This window comes from Laceyella tengchongensis, from assembly GCF_900182735.1.
GTDB lineage: Bacteria > Bacillota > Bacilli > Thermoactinomycetales > Thermoactinomycetaceae > Laceyella > Laceyella tengchongensis.
Window position 1 is genome coordinate 445,760 of sequence record NZ_FXTU01000003.1, and the last position, 18,006, is coordinate 463,765.

Annotated in this window: 16 protein-coding genes and 3 CRISPR repeat arrays; all 16 genes read right to left on the reverse strand. The window is 42.4% G+C overall.

Features of this window, described 5'->3' with window-relative positions:
• The first annotated feature begins 223 nt into the window (after window positions 1–223).
• Window positions 224–519: a CRISPR direct-repeat array (repeat unit 31 nt).
• Between the two features lie 218 nt (window positions 520–737).
• On the reverse strand, window positions 738–1,259 hold the full coding sequence (locus QQZ12_RS09205) for a hypothetical protein (RefSeq protein ID WP_284724295.1): 522 nt from the start codon (window positions 1,257–1,259) through the stop codon (window positions 738–740).
• A 1,135-nt stretch (window positions 1,260–2,394) separates the two neighbouring features.
• A complete protein-coding gene (gene cmr6, locus QQZ12_RS09210) occupies window positions 2,395–3,192 on the reverse strand; it encodes a type III-B CRISPR module RAMP protein Cmr6 (protein ID WP_284724296.1) in 798 nt (265 codons plus the stop codon).
• On the reverse strand, window positions 3,192–3,602 hold the full coding sequence (gene cmr5, locus QQZ12_RS09215; RefSeq protein WP_284724297.1) for a type III-B CRISPR module-associated protein Cmr5: 411 nt from the start codon (window positions 3,600–3,602) through the stop codon (window positions 3,192–3,194). The genes cmr6 and cmr5 overlap by 1 nt, the downstream gene beginning before the upstream one ends.
• 16 nt (window positions 3,603–3,618) lie before the next feature.
• On the reverse strand, window positions 3,619–4,431 hold the full coding sequence (cmr4, locus tag QQZ12_RS09220; RefSeq protein ID WP_284724298.1) for a type III-B CRISPR module RAMP protein Cmr4: 813 nt from the start codon (window positions 4,429–4,431) through the stop codon (window positions 3,619–3,621).
• A 14-nt stretch (window positions 4,432–4,445) separates the two neighbouring features.
• Complete coding sequence (locus QQZ12_RS09225; RefSeq protein ID WP_189319016.1) at window positions 4,446–5,591, reverse strand: type III-B CRISPR module-associated Cmr3 family protein; 1,146 nt, start codon at window positions 5,589–5,591, stop codon at window positions 4,446–4,448.
• The gene (gene cas10 / locus QQZ12_RS09230; RefSeq protein ID WP_284724299.1) at window positions 5,584–7,461 is read right to left on the reverse strand and encodes a type III-B CRISPR-associated protein Cas10/Cmr2; all 1,878 of its coding nucleotides are present in this window, start codon (window positions 7,459–7,461) and stop codon (window positions 5,584–5,586) included. The genes QQZ12_RS09225 and cas10 overlap by 8 nt, the downstream gene beginning before the upstream one ends.
• The gene (gene cmr1, locus QQZ12_RS09235; RefSeq protein ID WP_102992233.1) at window positions 7,461–8,534 is read right to left on the reverse strand and encodes a type III-B CRISPR module RAMP protein Cmr1; all 1,074 of its coding nucleotides are present in this window, start codon (window positions 8,532–8,534) and stop codon (window positions 7,461–7,463) included. Before cmr1 ends, cas10 begins: the two co-directional genes overlap by 1 nt.
• Before the next feature lie 356 nt (window positions 8,535–8,890).
• Window positions 8,891–9,901, reverse strand: a complete 1,011-nt coding sequence (locus tag QQZ12_RS09240; protein WP_284724300.1) for a hypothetical protein — start codon at window positions 9,899–9,901, stop codon at window positions 8,891–8,893.
• A gap of 587 nt (window positions 9,902–10,488) precedes the next feature.
• Window positions 10,489–10,797, reverse strand: a complete 309-nt coding sequence (locus tag QQZ12_RS09245) for a hypothetical protein (protein ID WP_284724301.1) — start codon at window positions 10,795–10,797, stop codon at window positions 10,489–10,491.
• A gap of 51 nt (window positions 10,798–10,848) precedes the next feature.
• The gene (locus tag QQZ12_RS09250; protein WP_284724302.1) at window positions 10,849–11,184 is read right to left on the reverse strand and encodes a hypothetical protein; all 336 of its coding nucleotides are present in this window, start codon (window positions 11,182–11,184) and stop codon (window positions 10,849–10,851) included.
• A gap of 261 nt (window positions 11,185–11,445) precedes the next feature.
• Window positions 11,446–12,076: direct repeats of the CRISPR family, unit length 30 nt.
• 471 nt (window positions 12,077–12,547) lie between these two features.
• Entirely contained in the window at window positions 12,548–12,799 is a 252-nt protein-coding gene (locus QQZ12_RS09255) for a hypothetical protein (RefSeq protein ID WP_102992227.1), read from the reverse strand.
• Between the two features lie 187 nt (window positions 12,800–12,986).
• Window positions 12,987–13,673: a CRISPR direct-repeat array (repeat unit 30 nt; unit sequence ATTTCAATACCACTATGGTTACAACTAAAC).
• A gap of 252 nt (window positions 13,674–13,925) precedes the next feature.
• A complete protein-coding gene (locus QQZ12_RS09260) occupies window positions 13,926–14,081 on the reverse strand; it encodes a hypothetical protein (RefSeq protein WP_189319015.1) in 156 nt (51 codons plus the stop codon).
• 45 nt (window positions 14,082–14,126) lie between these two features.
• Entirely contained in the window at window positions 14,127–14,474 is a 348-nt protein-coding gene (locus tag QQZ12_RS09265; RefSeq protein WP_102992226.1) for a hypothetical protein, read from the reverse strand.
• 183 nt (window positions 14,475–14,657) lie between these two features.
• Window positions 14,658–15,413, reverse strand: coding sequence for a replication-relaxation family protein (locus tag QQZ12_RS09270; RefSeq protein WP_102992225.1), 756 nt, complete (start codon window positions 15,411–15,413; stop codon window positions 14,658–14,660).
• A gap of 12 nt (window positions 15,414–15,425) precedes the next feature.
• Window positions 15,426–16,271, reverse strand: coding sequence for a hypothetical protein (locus QQZ12_RS09275; protein ID WP_284724303.1), 846 nt, complete (start codon window positions 16,269–16,271; stop codon window positions 15,426–15,428).
• A gap of 76 nt (window positions 16,272–16,347) precedes the next feature.
• Window positions 16,348–17,937, reverse strand: coding sequence for a hypothetical protein (locus tag QQZ12_RS09280; RefSeq protein ID WP_284724304.1), 1,590 nt, complete (start codon window positions 17,935–17,937; stop codon window positions 16,348–16,350).
• Window positions 17,938–18,006: the final 69 nt, after the last annotated feature.

Sequence of the window (18,006 nt, forward strand, 5' to 3'; positions counted from 1 at the left end):
TGCTGATAATTGTTTTTATAATAACCTGTTTCATACCATACCCCTTTATATTTTATTTATATAAGTATAGATTATATACATTTAATTCAAAATATTAAAAAACCTTATTAAATAGGGGGTTATATCATAAACCAAAAAGCCCCCCCTTTCTCTAGTTGTTGCTTTACCATTATGGTTACAACTAAACAGAAACACAAACTGTTATTGAGACCGGATATAGGAGGTTTCAATACCATTATGGTTACAACTAAACGTGAAGCGCTGGGCGCGTCAGTTTAGATTAGAAAAAGTTTCAATACCAATATGGTTACAACTAAACTGGCGGCCCACATGGGCGTGGATGCGAAAGTATTGGTTTCAATACCAATATGGTTACAACTAAACCCTGATCTTCGACGAAGCCCAGGAGTTTCGTTGCGAGTTTCAATACCATTATGGTTACAACTAAACCAAAAAGCGCCGTAAATGTATCAGGTTTTCATATGGAGTTTCAATACCATTATGGTTACAACTAAACCCCGTATGTGAACATCAATCATTTCAAGCATTTTCATTATATCAAAAACCAAAATAATCTGTGAACCGTTAATGATGCAAAAACCCCGGGAGGTTCACAGACTTTATAGCTCACTAAAGGATAATGCAGTCCTCCGATACAATCTACCCCTCACTTCTTTTTTAGATTTCTTATTAGTTGACTTCAACTCAGTAGCCAAACCCTCCGAAGTCCCAATTATTCATACAGTAACCGCGATACGTTGCAGGAGCGAAGCTTGTACATTTTTTAGCTCTTCCATATTTCGATACGAAACATAAATGAATTCTCCTTCTACCATCAAGCGCAGCTCTTCATCCAATTGGTATGTATCCCACAACCAGATGGTATTCTCAATCAACTCCCGAACATCACATACACAACGAACACCAGAATAACCCAGCCCAATGCTGACCTCAGCTAATGAACGATCTGTACACTTCCTAACATAGAAATCAACCGCTTTTGGTGGATAACCTAGGAGCAGACCAAGCATCTTATGGTATTCAGGGGAATTTATATCAATTTGCCGGAGGTTATCTACATAATCCTGTTTCTTCTCCTTTGATTGAAAAAAAAGGAAACGACCTGTATGATCTTTAAGATGCGGATATTCTTTTAGTATTGGAAACAACTCCTGCAAGCCTTGATTGTCGGCTCGATACAAGGCTTGTTTTATTCCTTTAAGAAAAGCCTCATGATCTACCATCATTTTTTTGACCATTGCTATTCCCACCTTTGAAAACAGGGACCACCTTAATAGGTAATCCCATTGTACCACCACTAATGTTTATAGGGATTGCCGTTTTTATCAAATGTCTCCCCGAACTCCTTGAAACCATAGTTACCTGAGTGTGTTTCTTCGATGTTTTCCTTTTCTCCACATGCAGGACATCTTGGCATATGATCCCCCCTACTATCAAGAAATGATGTAGTTACACCCTAATTATATGCAGAATATTATTAATATTTAATCCGAAACACCAACCTTCCTTTCAAAATATAACTTGGCACTTCACCGCGACCGTCCGTAACATCAGCTATTTTGATTCTGATAATCAACATCAGGCAAGTCATCTTTTGAACGGTTTCCTCATCCATACACCCATTCTAATACCACTATAGATTCAACTAAAACCGGTCAAAATATCGGAAAAAGTATCCGATGATCCCGTAATTTCAATACCATTATGGATTCAACTAAAACACGTTATGTGAAACTCATTGCGGAAACAGAAAAAGAGTTTCAATACCACTATGGATTCAACTAACCCTGGCGACTGGAGTGCCGGTTGCAATGATCCGATATTCGTTTCAATACCACTATGGATTCAACTAACCCCTGACTTTATCTTTTCTAAAAACTCTCTAATATTGTTTCAATAACACTATGGATTCAACTAACCCCCGTATGTGAACATCAATCATTTCAAGCATTTTCATTATATCAAAAACCAAAATAATCTGTGAACCGTTAATAATGCAAAAACCCCGGGAGGTTCACAGACTTTTTAGTACACTAAAGGAAACTCAAATTACGGCAAATTCTCACAGGCTACGTTATCTCCTTCGCGATCTAAAATTGAAGAAGGCTTACTCTTCCTTTTGCCCTTTTAAAAATCATACAGAGATACTGGGGATTCATCCTTTCAATACCACAATGGATTCAACTAAAACTTCGTCGCTTCCTTTTCTTCACACTATCCCTAAAAAGAACAATCTCTTAATGACGAGTTTAACCCTTATGTATTTAATAGCTTTAATTTATATCGTGCACTCCTACTTCACTATTAATATAAATAGAGTCGTCGATCTCCAGAGAGTTTTTCTCATTGGAGATCGACGACATCGGAAAAGTGCTAACCTTGTTTGCTATCAGATGCAAATCGCCCATAGCCCCATGCTGTTTTAGCACCAGCTCCAATCCAATCAAGCGCTTGAGGTAACCACTCGGTTACCATTTGAACAGCTTTTTGATCTCCTTCGTTACCAGAGCAGCGTGGAGCAACTCCAAAAACAAAAGTTTGCCCTTCTGCCACTGTCAAGAAAGGGATCGGATTGGGAGATTCCCAATCTACTGGCTTACCCTTTTTCGGGTCTTTATAATACTCCGGGTGATGTGGGGTCATAATATCAATTTCCAACTGTACTGGCGCCACAGGTAATGCATCAAAGAAGACCACACTCCCCACCGAACTATTAGATTTCTCAGGAATTGGCCCAAAAATATCATTAATTTGTGTGCTTGTAACCATGGTGTCATATGATGTTGCCCAACTGCGCAATATTCCTTTGACCGAAGAACCGGGCAGATAAGGAACTCCCAAAGTATGATGCCAAGTTAGGCCGTTATCCACAGGATTAGAACGTCCCATGCCTGGTACAAATCGGGATATCGTTTTCATATAATACAGCTTGCCTGAGCGAAACTGGATTAGCTTCTCCATCCTCTTCACAGCACAATTTAGTTGATGTGCATCACCGATCTTCGAATTTGAAACAGATTGCATCCATGCTTGCTTCTTTTTCTCCAACGTCCAATAAGCATATTTCTCATGAATTTCCCATTGATTGCAAAATTTTTCAAACCATAATCCCTTATTGCTGTCTTTAGCGTTGAGAACAGTGCTGGCTTCAACATATAAAGGCATCATCATCAATCGTCACCCTCTGCCTTCTTCAGTTCAGCGACTGCAATTTTGCGATGCCATTCCAACCAAGCCAATGTCTCAACCAACGCCCACCGATATCTATGTTGGTCATGTTTAGTAATCGCATGCAGCAAATCCTCCTCGCCAGCGTACAGAGAATAAGGATGCCTCTTACATAACCATTCTTGTACATGTTCATACAGCCAATAATGGGGATCTTCCTTTTTTTTATCCTTTGCTGCCGCTTGAAGTTGGGCCAATGATTGTCCCAATCCATTGATTAAAATATCCCCAGCAAGCTTTACCACATATCCCGCATATTCATCCCCTTTCTCTTCTGACTCTATTTGTCTCTTCACTCGCTCCACTACATCCAATGAAAAAGCAGCTCGTTGTTGATCCAGCGTTTGGTCCATTGATTTCCTCTCCCCCCTAGAAGATTTCGGTAACAAACCAACCCTGTCCGATGGTTTCATTCCCTCCGACCTGCAGGTAGCGCGATTGGCTCAAAAAACTTACAAGCTCCTTCAACTCTCGCTCTTTCCCAAAACGTCCCATGAGTAACGTATAAAAAACCGTATCTGGGGGAATAGTCTCTTCTTGCCACAATCCTATACTTTTCTTTGTTTCCTCATCCAGTCGATTACGTGATTGGATGGGCAATCCATACTGCGCAAAATAAGAAAAATCCTCATCACGAATAATAACTAGCCGATGCTTTAGTTCATTTCGTACACTCTCATGATGAATCAAGAAGGAAATATTGTTTGCCACCTGCTCGATGAGCTCTGGATCAGGCTTTGTCTTGAACGAATACTCTTCCAGAAACAAAACTTCCTCTTGGTCTCGAACAGATGCTACCACTGCCTCATGCGAAGATGGAGCTTTGTCAATAGTAATCCCTGTTTTGTTGATCAGTTGGCAATCGCGATAAAATCGATTTATCAAATAAGGACAAGTCACCCATCGAAAATGCCCTGTCAAAGAACGGATAGGCAATAACAACAATCTTGCATCAGCTACACTTACTGCACCTGCGGAATCTTCGATACCAAAAATCTTATTAACCTCCAACTTCTCCTGTCTTGCTTTATCTCTCAGAGCCCCTTTTAAGCTTGATCCAGGAATCGTTGGATAACTAGTTGTTGCCTCTCTGGCTACGGGTAAATCGATCACACTATAAACTTGTCCTGCACCAGGATGAATAGATGTCTCTGCCAACATCCCCATGATATAGCCATTCATGTTTTTAACCCTCCTCATTCTTGCCAAGTTCCAATCACTACCTGACCAAAGCCATATGATTTAAGCTCCCCTGTTAGAGCTCCATGCAACAAATTCAATTTTGGTAAATCTTCTATCTTTCCTTCAAAAAACCATGTTCCTCCAGCTGGAAGGACCGGAAACAAATCTCTCGGCCAATTCTTCACCATATTGCGTCCACCAATTTGGTTTGCTTTTCCTAAACTGGCCGAAATACATTGTGCCGACAGGCATATTTCTTTGACTTCAGGCGGCCCGTTTCGCACAGCTTGGTCCATATCAATATAAGTTCCTGGAGTAAGTAATGAAACGGTAAAACGAATAATCCCCTCTTTTGTTGTAGCTACCTCTGGCATCCGAGGCAATTCAGGTGTTAATTCTTCTGTTACCGTCACCTTGGCAAATCGGCCTTCTCCACCCAACGGAACGATTTGCGTTCCCATGGGATGCCACGACTCGTCCAACCCTTCCACTCGCACAATCACCTCCAATTCTGGTCTTGGGCGAGTCAGTGCAATCGAGTACAAATGTCCTTCTACTGCCGTTCGGGTAAGATCGCTCCTTTTTATCCCGACTCTGTGCTCTAACTTCCATCCATCAGACGGATTAAACATATGTTCGGGTGAGGGAACATCCCCACTTAGCACCGCTTCCATTCCTGCTGAAGTGAGCCACACTTCAAGTGCTTCGCCTTTATCAATAGCATTTTCTGCCAATGGAAATCGAATGCCGCTTCCCAAATCACTGGCTTCTACAACCTTTCCCAATGTAAAACGGGCGTATACCCAATTCTCATCTTCCTTACGCTTTCTATACAATATTCTAGGTGATGGGTAAAGTCTTTCTCCTTTCCACATCAGATATGGACCAAATAAACGCAAATCTCCCAGATGATCCGGTTTCCCCCAATCCTTCAACTCACTTTCCCCAGCATCTCCCAATTCCTTGGGCCATGGTATGGAATTGTTTGGGGTCCATCCAAGGCGATAATAAGCCATTGCCGTGCGTATAGCACCTTGCAATGTCATCATAGAGGGAGGAAACACACTCTTGAGCATCGCTACCGGTTCATTCATATTAAAAGGCGTACCGTCGCGGAAAAATAACGTATCCAGTGCTTGAAACGACCAAATCCTACTCAACCACACCTTCTCCTTCCTGTGCAAGAAACTGAGCAACCAATGCCCCCGCCACTCGAAACTCTCCTGTCAACTCCACGTTATCGTCCTTGCGCTTGGCAACAAAACATACCTTCATCAAATTTTCTATTCGTTGATTGATTTCGTCTTCATTACATTTTTCAGAATCCATAATACGAACATAATCGGCAGTAATTAGACGCTTCAATTTTTGCCTATGCTCTTCTGGGTCATCTGTAAGCATAGGAGCTTGCTCGTAAAGTGTTTTCAACTTATATAGAAACTGATTAGAGAAAATAGTTTGGTCTCCATTGCGGGTATACTCTTTAAACCCATCAAATATAGTTTGTGCTTGATCTGGATTCCCATCGCATACAACCTTCCACGGAGCTGACCATGTCAAGGCTACACCAGAGCTTTTCCATATCCCAATCGCTAAGCTATCGCGACCAGTTTGATCTTTGGCCACTTGATCAAGCAAGTGATGTCCTTCTTGCAACACACTTTTAAGCGGCGTTTTGCAATGAGCATACAGAATCGCCGCAGAACTGGTAGCTTGTAAAGTTGGCTCCCCGCCTTCTCTAAAAGCTTGCCGATATTTTTGTTGCAATTTCACAGCAACAGGCAATGCTTCTGGTACAGGTAACATCGCCAGCACATCGTCTCCACCTGCGTAAATAACCACCCCATTATGGTTTCGTACCAAATCGTTTAGCTCCTTACAAAACTGGGACAAAGCTTTACTCACTTTTTGTTCATTCTTTTGTAACTGTTTCCCCAGCTGATCTCCATCCATCAACAGTATTGCATAATAGGGGGAAGGTTCTTTACTCAAACCAAGGTATAAGGGTTTCAACTGAGCAAATGTTTCAGCATCAACGTCCTTTTCCGCCCATCTTGGAAAAAAAACATTGCCATCCAGTTGAATAAATTTTTTAAGAAGAACATCTTTTTCCGCTTTTCTTTGCAACAACGGAAAATGATCAGCCAGTGCTACTGTTTGAGTATTCTTCGACGATTTCAAAGCGATCGAAGCAAATTTTTTCGCCTGCTCAGGAGACTTCTCTAGCATGCGTAAAATGGTTGGAAAAGCCGCCAAATAAGTAGTCGGAGGAAATTTTACAGCAACAGAAGGAAGTTCCCACCCAATCGCTTTTTTGGCATAGAGAGGATAAAAACGTTTGATGAGAGCAATAGCACTTAACCGTTCACGTTCACGCAAATCTAAGGCATTTCGTTGATTCTCGTGAAAGGAATGCCAAAATATATCCTGTTGCTGGCGATGACGAGATCTAACATATCCAGATAGTTCCTGTAACTGTGGCATCAAAGTGCATTTATCACCAGGTTCGATAGTTGGTATATAACTGCGCCAATTTTTCCGCAGATTCAGCAAGGTGGGATCATCTCCAATTACCCAAGCCATTTCCCACCAACCATGTACTTGTCGTTCCCAAATTTCCCTGGTCCCATTACCAAGTACCGCTATATCGCTTACTGTCTCAGTCCAAACAGTATCTGCAATCTTAATCCAAGCCCGTTGCACAGCCTCCTCCACTTTTTGGGGCTGAAACCCTTCCAGAATTGACGCTTTAAATCGATTGGGCAATGATCCAATCCAAGGCTTCTCAAACAATTCCTTTCCCTGAAGCGTTTGATTAATCGCCTGTAGCAATGGATTATGAATTTGCTTATATTGATCATGTACATCAGGAAATACGATGCTACCACCTTGATCCATCACCGCAGCCATCGCATGACCAGAAAGGTAAGAAAGCAGAAATGAGCTGGCCAACAGGTCGCGTGTTCGACGGGATTGAGCAACAAATCCTTGAACAGGTCCTATGGTAAAATGAAAATATTTACCGCTCATCAACGCACCTCCCAAAATGGTTGATTTTTGATATACCCCTTAAACATTTGTAGTGCCTTGTGATAACAGAAAGGGTGATTTTTTTGTTTATTTCCCACTTTCTTGATTAATTTATCTGGAAAAGGGGCCGATAAAATAGCAAAAAAAGGATAATATTGTTGGCCAATTTGAATTACTCTTAGCCATACTGGCGATGGAACCCGTTGATATCGTTTTGGAAGAATCTGATATCTCTGTCCATTTTTTTTGGATGAGACCATCAAGGGTAGACCAAGAAAGAGACGATGTTCTTTATGCTCTGATCGAAATCCTTTGATTACTTGCATTCCCGCTACCATCGCCTTAAGTTCTGTGTCGCTTCCTTCATTGGCTAAAAAGAATGTAGTTCGCTGATCTACAATGGTATGATTACAATGATCCCATGGCGAAAACCAAAATTGGATTTGCTGTAACCCGCATTGAAACCTTTTAATCCATTCTTCTATGGTTGATGCTTCATGTGCAATAGGCAGCTGATCCATCCATTGCTGAATTTCTGGATCATCCGCTTGCCATTCCTGTAAGGCGATGGTACCAAATCCCCTACGACTTCTGGCTCCGAGACCACCAATATGTCCCAACATCCATAGGCTGGACACCAGCCCTTTCCAATCAGGTGCTACTTTATTGGCATTACGGTGGGGGCGTAACAACAATTGAATCGTGAAGCGGCCAGAAAGTTTATCGGCATAGTTTGAAACCGGGGAAATGTAAGAACACCTCCGCCTTAGGAAAAAGCTGAAGTAGTCCAAATCTCGAGGCAATGAACTCATTCTCATTATTTTTAGATTTTCATTTTTTTTGCGCATAAAAAAAGCTGACTGCCCAGCTCCTCCCCCTGTTCCTCCAAATAAAATCTCCTCCCATGTCGCTTTTCCACCCTCTGGTACCTTCTGAAAGTGAGGATTGATTGCCCGATACCAATAACGCAACGCCCCTTTTACAGAGGGCAGTCGAAGTTCTGCTGTCATCGCATCTGCTCCCGCCAAAAACAAAGGGGTAACTACCCGAAAAGTAGCTGTGATTACTTTCACTTTATCACCAACCTTCCAATGTTCTTTAAAAAGGCATAGGTAATTGATAGGTTTCAAACAAAGTCCGAGGGACTAGGAGGTGGTTGATACTTTCAAAAACTATTCTCAACCTCAAATATAAACTTCCTTAAAAATACAGAAAATCGACGACAATTGTATTTTATTCTGCATTTGTTTTGTTTTTCCTTTTTGATCTTCTATATTTTTTCATTTTCCCATAATTTTAAACCAAGTCATGTATACGATAAATAAGTAACCATGTAGTAGCACTTTAAGTATTAAATGGTGATAGAAGATTTTTATTCGCCATAGACACACAGAAAAAACAGAGGTGTTACCCTCTGCTCTTTAGAACGTCAAGATCTATTCCTGTTTTGCTTGTTAAATGCATATGCAAGTGCAAAAATATTACCGATCAACGTTAATCGGAAGTTAGATATACTAAGGTATCGGTATTTATTAAGTGTATTCAACGTTTCTTTCTTTATTTTTTCTTCTCCATACACAATGAAAGGAATTTCATCATTTTTTTCCATAAGCATTTTTGCAATGGTAATTAAATCTTGGTCGCTGGATCCATCAGCCGACATAATATATCGGTAAATTAGGATATCAAATTCATTATTTTCCAATGCTTGTTGCAGTTGATCGCGATCAAACAATTTGACTTGAACATGTTGAATGCCACGTCGACGAATCAAGTCCACTTCTTCTGTTTCCATTTTTTTGATCTCTGCTTCAGGCCCCATCACCCAAATGCGTGAAGAAGTAAATGTTTTTTCATTTTCAATATTCTTTTTCAGTGCAACATAATCTTGTTCTGTTTCACGAGCAACCTGTTCTAACGTATCCTTATACTGTTTCTCCATTTGCAATCGAACCTGCTGCAACTGATTGTGGTAATCTTGAATGGCTAAATCAATCATTTGCTTTTCTGCTCTTAATTGTTGTTGAAACTCTTTATTTAACTCTTTTTTGGTTTGGTCTAACTCTAACTCCATTTGTTTTCTTAAATCCATTTTCGTTTGACCGATATAATAAAAAACAATATAGCCTCCAATAGCTAGCAAAACCGTTTGCGCCCCTACAAGAAACTGAAACATTGTGAAAAATGAATCGCGTTCACTTTGCATAGTCTCCTGAAAACGAGTCATTTCTGCTTGAATATGATCTCGGTAATTTTTAACCTCTTCCCCAAGATCTTTTAGCAACTCCCGATGGCCTTCCAAATCTTCAATGCGACTGTTTAATCCTTCTAGTGTTGGTGCCTTTTCCACTTGTTTGGCATCTTCTGCGTAAGCTAGAGAAGGGAGACTCAGCAGGATATACAAACAAATATATATGAATAGCCAACATCGCCCTTTCATATGATTCCTCCTCATGTCTCTACCGGGTTAAATAAACTGCACTTTCACTACATACTATCAATTTTAGTGAAGAGCAATGGAATTGAAAAGAATTAAAATTTCCTTCAGCTTTAGTTTTATTTAAATGGTCTATCAATACTTCTTAACTCCAACCATAGGAATCGAACCATTCCGGTAGGGATTGAACATACTTAGAAGCAGGGGTAATGATACCCTGCTTTTTTCATTTGACGTGGAGGACAAGGGATAGTCTAGTCCTCTAGGATCACCTCAACAACAAAAAGAGGCTACTCAGAGCCTCTCTGAAAATTCGCCCCCGCTCATCGAGTATATAATCCCGATCAAGCTCGTGTTAGGTTAAAACAACCTCCTTATCATTAAGCAAAGCGTATTCAATAGCAACTGATGCCATGGCCTTACCCCTCCTGGCCATTCTGTGTTAACTATATTGTTTTATTAGATATTGAAAATAACATCCCCTCTTTTCTGATTATCCGTGATCATTCAATATCAGGTCATGAGAACAGAGCCGCACTGCTGTTGTTAAATAAAAAAAGCCAGCTTCCATCATGCGATAGGGCTGGCTTTTATTGTTCGTTGGCGCGTTTCTCTTTTTCCAAGCGACTTACCCGCTTGTCAGTGTAGTTCTGCCGCTCTTCCAACAAACAGATGCGCTGATCAAGAAGGTCACTTTTCTCTGAAAACTCAATTTGATTCTCTAGAGTATCCTGCGCTGACATGCGCACAACGCGCTTCACGTCCTCTAGCTCCGTTTCAATACGGTCGAAGCGCTTGTCAACCTCATCAAAGCGTTTATCAACTTCGTTGAAACGTTGCTCAAAACGTTGTTCCATATTGTCCAATTTGGAAAGAATTTTCTTTAATAACTCCTCCATCGTCCGACCTCCTTTCTCTCAGTATAGCAACAATTTCCAATAACATAAAGCTCATCTCCCTCGGAAAAATAGCATCCAGAACCTGCCGCCCACGACCAGCGCTATCCCCAACACATCGATCCACCAAGGAAGAAGTTGACCATCCGTGAAGGCATATAAAAATACACCCCACACCAGCGGATATGTAAATGTCCTGGCGGTGTACATGAAAAGGAAAATCAGCAATGTTGTTAGCAACGCGACTGAGCCGAAGTCGGTTAGGGGCAACGAGTACATCTCCATGATGCCAAACCACAATACGAACGGCTCTACATATGTCAAAATGGCCAACCAAAATGCATTCTCTCTTGCTTGTGATGGGTCTTGAAAGGTTATATTGATTCTCACAGTCTCACCTCCGTGCCTATCATATCAATTTTTCATACAGTTTTGAATACTAACACCTCAGAAGCAAAAACCTAGACTGCAATATATCATATTTTTCTGAAATAAACTTTTCAAATGCTTTGCCGACCAAGGGTAAGACAATTAGGATCAAGATGATGTACCAGAAGATGAGGAGTTTCCCTAAGACATAGGCAGCCCCCATGCTGATCCAAAACAACTTGTGGTGTTGGAACCGGAACTGTTCCCTTGGGTCATACACCCATTCTAATACCACTATGGTAACAACTTAACGCAGAAGGCCGGGAGGAAGGTTGAACGTCTTTCACTATTTCAATACCACTATGGATTCAACTAAAACGCCTCGTCAATGACCATGAAATGGACACCCTCACCAATTTCAATACCACTATGGATTCAACTAAAACGGAAAGCTGGAAGAATGCATCGAGGCGGCGGTTAAATTTCAATACCACTATGGATTCAACTAAAACTATTGAGTGGTGGGATTTTCCCACCCTTTTTATTGATTTCAATACCACTATGGATTCAACTAAAACACGTCCAACTCAAAGTAGTTTAAGTCTTGATTCCCCATTTCAATACCACTATGGATTCAACTAAAACTGGTGCCGGGTTCGCCATCGGGATCGGCGACATGATCCATTTCAATACCACTATGGATTCAACTAAAACGCAAGACCAAGCCGCATAAGATCCGAGCGAAGAAATTTCAATACCACTATGGATTCAACTAAAACCCATATGGGCGAGAAATCGGAGAGTGGATCCAAAAATTTCAATACCACTATGGATTCAACTAAAACAGAAAGCGGTCATCCTCCACCACTCCATCCAACACCCATTTCAATACCACTATGGATTCAACTAAAACCCGTATGTGAACATCAGTCATTTCAAGCATTTTCATTATATCAAAAACCAAAATAATCTGTGAACCGTTAATGATGCAAAAACCCCGGGAGGTTCACAGACTTTTTATCACACGGAAAGGATAGCTCCAATTACGACAAACTCTCACAAGCTACGCATCTCCATCTCGATCTAAGCCGTGAGGTCATTAGGCGCGAATTGATCGAAGAAGGCTTGCACTTCCTTTTGCGTTTTAAAATCGCTATAGTCACGATCAGGGATACTGAGATTAGGTTCTCCTTTGGCAATCCCAGGCGTAGGACTCTTAGTTGGCAGATTGGATGTTGCACCACTTTTCCTTGTGGTATCCCTTGTCATGCTTTCAATACCACTTTGGATTCAACTAAAACTTCGTCAATTCCTTTTCTTCACACTATCCCTGAAAAGGCACCGGTGCTACTGGTCGGCCTTTTTCTGCAAGCAAAAAACCGCCTCATTGGGCGGCGATTTTCTTCAACTCATCAAAAAGAGCTTCTTCTTTTTTAATCAGCGGACGCAATTTGTTATCACTTTTAAGCAGTTCGCCCATTAAAACACAGCCGGGGTCGGAACGACATTTCAATACCACTATGGATTCAACTAAACCCGCCCCCGTATGGGTGATCTGTTGCTCGCGGTGCTCATGGATGGCGTATTGAAGATATTGGAGTGCTGCGGATGGGATTTGTTTATAGATTTTAGCCATTATCTTTTCTCCTTTGACGGGTGATCACCTCATGATAACAATATTGTCAAGTGGGAACTAGTAAAAGATGCTCACATGAGATGGTGTAATCGTGCAACAATAACGAACGTTCATGATACACATTTGATACCACTATGAATTCAACTAAAACAAAAACAAGCCAGCTTGCCAAATCGGATTCCTGAAAATTTCAATACCACCATGGATACAACTAAACGATAGTTTCCCATGCGATAAGCGCCTGCTCTTTCATATTTCAATACCACTATGGTTACAACTAAACCCAACGCAGACTTCTATGCCAAGATCATAGAAGAAAAATTTCAATACCACTATGGTTACAACTAAACAATAGTAGCTTGATAATCAGCTAGCTTATCAAGCGAATTTCAATACCACTATGGTTACAACTAAACGGGAATTTCTTGTACAAGTTGAGCCAAGCGAATGAATTTCAATACCACTATGGTTACAACTAAACACCAAGGCGGACAAATTCATGGGTGCAGGCATGGGATTTCAATACCACTATGGTTACAACTAAACGTGGGTTTCCGCTTGGCTTTTACCTGCGTCAAAACATTTCAATACCACTATGGTTACAACTAAACCCGGTCAACAAAGGGCGAAGTGGAATATTGATTTATATTTCAATACCACTATGGTTACAACTAAACTGAGCTGTAGGGAAGCGTCAGAACCCACTTTCCCAGATTTCAATACCACTATGGTTACAACTAAACGCGGGCTTTGATGCCATTGGCGATCTCTTGAACTTTATTTCAATACCACTATGGTTACAACTAAACTCGAATAAAAGGAGAGATGGATAAATGAAAATGGTATTTCAATACCACTATGGTTACAACTAAACCCGTATGTGAACATCAGTCATTTCAAGCATTTTCATTATATCAAAAACCAAAATAATCTGTGAACCGTTAATGATGCAAAAACCCCGGGAGGTTCACAGACTTTTTAGCTCACTAAAGGATATGGTAGATGTCCAATATCCACTTCGTCCTCATTCTTTTTAGCATATCTTTGCTGCCAACATCAACTGAACATACAAGCCCGTCTCTTGCCATTCTCATCTCGTTTCGGTAGGCAATACAAGTGAAGAAAATCATTTGCAACGTATAGTAACATTCTTTTGAGATACTTTCATCTGGTTTACCATCCTGATAAAGTTTTCACAGGCAGTCGGTGTGGGACTACCATTGATAATCAAAATAACATCTTCCAGCTCAATCACTTCTTGTTTTACACGTTGTTTACTCATCCCATCCGTCAACTCCTTGAGATTTGGTACACACTCCCGTAACACTTAGACAAGCCTGAAAATGATGTAGCGAAAAACTAAATAAACAATGAACAACACAAAGATCACTGGCAAAAACAAAAACAAGCCTCCCAATCCATACCCGATGCCAACTGCAAGCCAAAACGCCTTATGATTTTTTCTCAAGGGTGGTTTATTCACACCCTCTTGCCCCATAGGCATGAATCTGGCTTTCATATCTGCTACCATTTGCTTACCTTGGCCAGTCAAAATCCGCTCCATCAGTGATGTGATTTGCAAGAGCAAATAGAGGAACACCACGCTGGTCGTTCCCACCAAAAGCATGATTGAGACAATAGATGTGTGCGCAACGAACTCATCAAACAACACCATCGCCCTTTCTTTTGCAAAATAAAAAAGGTGTTCCTGATCCCTTCAGTTCGGTATCAAGCCACCTCACCACTGTTCACTCACTTTATCCCGCCTCGCCAAGTGACAGCAATCATTCGATTCAAACGAAAACAAAAGAAATAGGTATCATTAGTCGGCATTAAAAATCACACATCATCCCTTTTCTCATCGGTGCCAGCACATTTGTGTGATAGGTACACATTCTCGCCGCACCACTTCCAACCAGCTTTTCATCAACTCCACCCGGCTTCGTGATGTGGTCACCCAGACAACGGGCTTACGCGAGCTGGATCGGGTAGCCAACTGATTAAAGGCTCGGTAGTAACGTCGGTATTTGGCCTTGATTTTGGTTGGGCTTTCGTTGGCTGTGTCGTATTCAATCCAGAAAGAGCTATCATCGATCTCCAAGCAAAGATCAGGGCGGGGCAATTCCTTTTCTTCCTCCTGCCTTAGCTTCATATCTTGCCACTCTTGCCATTTCACCACTTCCCACGGATAACGAAACATCTCCGTGGCCTCATAAGTGTTGTAAAAACGGAGCCGATCCAGCGCTTCATCTCTACCCATCGCGTGCATAAGCCGGATCAAGATCTCCGTCATTCCGCGATAATGCCGTTTCTGCGACTCGCTTCGCTCATAATAACGGCGGTCTTCCTCCAGCCAGCCCATCACCCATTTCCAACCAGCAGGCCCCAATTGGTACATGCGCGGCCCTTTATTAAATGGGGCAGTGCATGACTGGATATGCTTTTCCTCTTTGCTTTTTTTGTTTAACCGTTTGATGGTTTGATCTACAGTATGAACGGATCTTGCCAACAGCTTGGCGAGTTGGTAACGATCGGCCATGCCCAAGTAAAACAGGAGCAACATCATTTTCTCCTGTGTCTCCAGTTCATCATTGCGCAAAACATCGATCACCATCGCACCAACCCCTTAAAAATCAATCTCGACCGTTTTGGCAGCCTTCTTTTCCTTTTTCGCCGGCCATTGATACATCTGTTTCAACTCTTTATAAATGCGCTTTTGAACCAACTCACCTGGTCGCCCAAGCTGATTAGGCATTTTCCGTATCTCTCCCAATCGCATCTTCCGGTACTTTGGTAACCGCATTTCTGCTGGCTCCAGTAACCTCGCCTGGAACACATGGCCCCGCTTATTTACAGCAACGCGGAAGATGCCGCAATACGGCATTCCCATCAAGGCATGAAAATCTGCAACCGTGTAAGGATGCAACATCCCGGCAAGGGATTTGAAAAACTCGTCGCCTCCTTTAAGCAAAAACAGATTGCAACCAGCTTCTTTCATCGCTTTAATGATCGCTTCTTTCTTCCGTCCTGCCTCTTCCAACGAGGACCAGCCATGAAACGTAAAGACAAAGCGTACCCGGTATTTGCGAGGCTCTTTGAAGATGTCGCCAAACATCGCCTGCACTGCTCTTTGCCCCAAGACTTGATGGATCTCATCCACGATAACCAACGTCTCCGACCTTTTCTCCGGGTCTAACATCTCCCGCGCCAACATCATCCGCCATATTTTGATGAAATAGTGGGTGAACAGAAAGTTACGGCACGCTTCTGAGATTGTGTCATTGCTTTTGGGCAGGTAGATCAACACGAGATATGCCCCCTGTTCATCCCCGTTCATCCATCTCCAGAAGTTGATGCTGTCTAATGGTTCTTGGGCGATTACTTCCATCAAGGATGGATCCGTCCGATAAGCGGAAATGCGGTTCTCAATCGTCTTCAAGGTGTTGCGATCATCTGCAAACTCCTGCTCCATCTGCAAAAGCTCTACATACAGATACCCATGCTCCGCTCCAACTCTTGAAGCATTTCCTTGCGGTAACCGGTGTCGATCAATATGCGCATCGCATCCAAGATATTCCCTGACCTGCGGCGTAACTGGCTTTCAGCGCGTTTTTAAAATAGCGTTCAATGGCGATCGTCTTGGTATCATCTTTTAAGCAATCAAGCAAAATCCGCGTCTCCAATTCAGCGATCTGCGTCGGGTTTCCCGTCAGCTGCAAAATATCATGGAAGTTGACCGGAATCGGATGCTGGGTGTCGGCATGATTAAGGATCACTACACGGTCCAGCAACCAGTCAGGGATATGTTGCAATGTTTCGGCAATAACTGCGCCATCAGCCACATCAAAACTGATCACCGAGCAAGCATGTTGGCGCCACTCTTCCCTGCTAGCCGCCCTCACATGAAATGTTTCCAAGATCATGTTTACCAGCGCCGTCGTCTTCCCTCCGCCTTGCTCCCCAACCAGCAAAGTGGCCTTCACCCGATCATCCAGATCCTGTTTGCTTTTGGGTGCCGGCAAGGAAATGAGCTGATTGGTGTTCAAACATCTTGCAAACGGCACCGCACCCGGTTTCTTGGTCAGCATAGCGGCTGGAATCTCCGTCTTTTGTTTGCGTTCAACATAAAAATCCCCATCCATGTGAGCCGATCTTGGCAGATGGAGAAACTGGACTAGTTCCTTCTGATACAAACAAAGGAGGGGGTGCCGATAATCGATGTACCCCTTCTCTACCTTGGTCAAATCGGGCTGAATCTTCACCACTTCCAAGCGATTTTCCCCTTGCATATCAGTCATCAGCCGTTGCAACTTCTTTTGAAACGAAGCTGCCCGTCCTTCTTGCTCTGTCCAAAATAGAAAGATTGCCTCTGTGTACATGTATCGGTTGGCATCCGATCGAATTTTCCGTTGTGAAAAAGGAGCCCGTTCCGCCTTGTCATGCCCATAACCTGTCAGCCTGTTAAGCAAGGACTTCATCTTGCCTTTCGTTTCTTCTTCAAGCCAAAACTGGATAAGCTGGATCAGTCCTATCTTGGCATGATGCCATAAGACCGATCTCCAATCATCGGGATTCATGCCTGCAAGACGTTTGGCAAACTCTCTTCGCAACGCACCATGGTCTTCTGCCTCTTTCAAGGTGAGGCTGTAAAGCAACCGCTCTCCTTTGTCCACCGACCGAAAAAGTTGCATAATCCGTTCAGCAAAATCGCCTTCCAGATCAACGGCTAAATGAGGACTTCCCTTGATGGCAAAGGCGTGCAGATGTTGATCATCCAGCGTCAGCTTGGCAGGGACAAACCGACAACCTCCCACATCCAAAAACAAAGCTTCTTGTATTTTCTGCTTTAACTCCTCAGCTCGCGGAATCGATACGTATGAATACACCTGCCCATCCTGCTTGTATAATTTGTAGCTGACATGCGGCACATCAAAATAAACGGTGGTTTGCGTTTCCTGATCCTTATGCGTTTCGCCAGCTCCTTTCTCTAGAAAGGGAGCATTCATGCGACATAAATGATTGATGATCTTCTTCACATCGGTGGCTTCAACTGGATCGCCATCCTGCACAACGGGAATCAGTTGAAAACAATCGGAAGCGATAGATAAGGTCTGATCTGCTTGTTTCTTTCTCATCATCCTCTTTCCTCCCCATCAAAAAAGACCAACTTAGCCTGTTGGTCCCGATCATAATGAAGCTGATCCAGC

Bases quoted from the DNA above. Each gene is read 5' to 3' on its own strand.
- QQZ12_RS09205 (WP_284724295.1), bottom strand. From the start codon at position 1,259: ATGGTCAAAAAAATGATGGTAGATCATGAGGCTTTTCTTAAAGGAATA.
- cmr6 (WP_284724296.1), bottom strand. From the start codon at position 3,192: ATGATGATGCCTTTATATGTTGAAGCCAGCACTGTTCTCAACGCTAAA.
- cmr5 (WP_284724297.1), bottom strand. From the start codon at position 3,602: ATGGACCAAACGCTGGATCAACAACGAGCTGCTTTTTCATTGGATGTA.
- cmr4 (WP_284724298.1), bottom strand. From the start codon at position 4,431: ATGAATGGCTATATCATGGGGATGTTGGCAGAGACATCTATTCATCCT.
- cas10 (WP_284724299.1), bottom strand. From the start codon at position 7,461: ATGAGCGGTAAATATTTTCATTTTACCATAGGACCTGTTCAAGGATTT.
- QQZ12_RS09240 (WP_284724300.1), bottom strand. From the start codon at position 9,901: ATGAAAGGGCGATGTTGGCTATTCATATATATTTGTTTGTATATCCTG.
- QQZ12_RS09245 (WP_284724301.1), bottom strand. From the start codon at position 10,797: ATGGAGGAGTTATTAAAGAAAATTCTTTCCAAATTGGACAATATGGAA.
- QQZ12_RS09255 (WP_102992227.1), bottom strand. From the start codon at position 12,799: ATGGCTAAAATCTATAAACAAATCCCATCCGCAGCACTCCAATATCTT.
- QQZ12_RS09260 (WP_189319015.1), bottom strand. From the start codon at position 14,081: ATGAGTAAACAACGTGTAAAACAAGAAGTGATTGAGCTGGAAGATGTT.
- QQZ12_RS09265 (WP_102992226.1), bottom strand. From the start codon at position 14,474: ATGGTGTTGTTTGATGAGTTCGTTGCGCACACATCTATTGTCTCAATC.
- QQZ12_RS09270 (WP_102992225.1), bottom strand. From the start codon at position 15,413: ATGGTGATCGATGTTTTGCGCAATGATGAACTGGAGACACAGGAGAAA.
- QQZ12_RS09275 (WP_284724303.1), bottom strand. From the start codon at position 16,271: ATGGAGCAGGAGTTTGCAGATGATCGCAACACCTTGAAGACGATTGAG.
- QQZ12_RS09280 (WP_284724304.1), bottom strand. From the start codon at position 17,937: ATGATGAGAAAGAAACAAGCAGATCAGACCTTATCTATCGCTTCCGAT.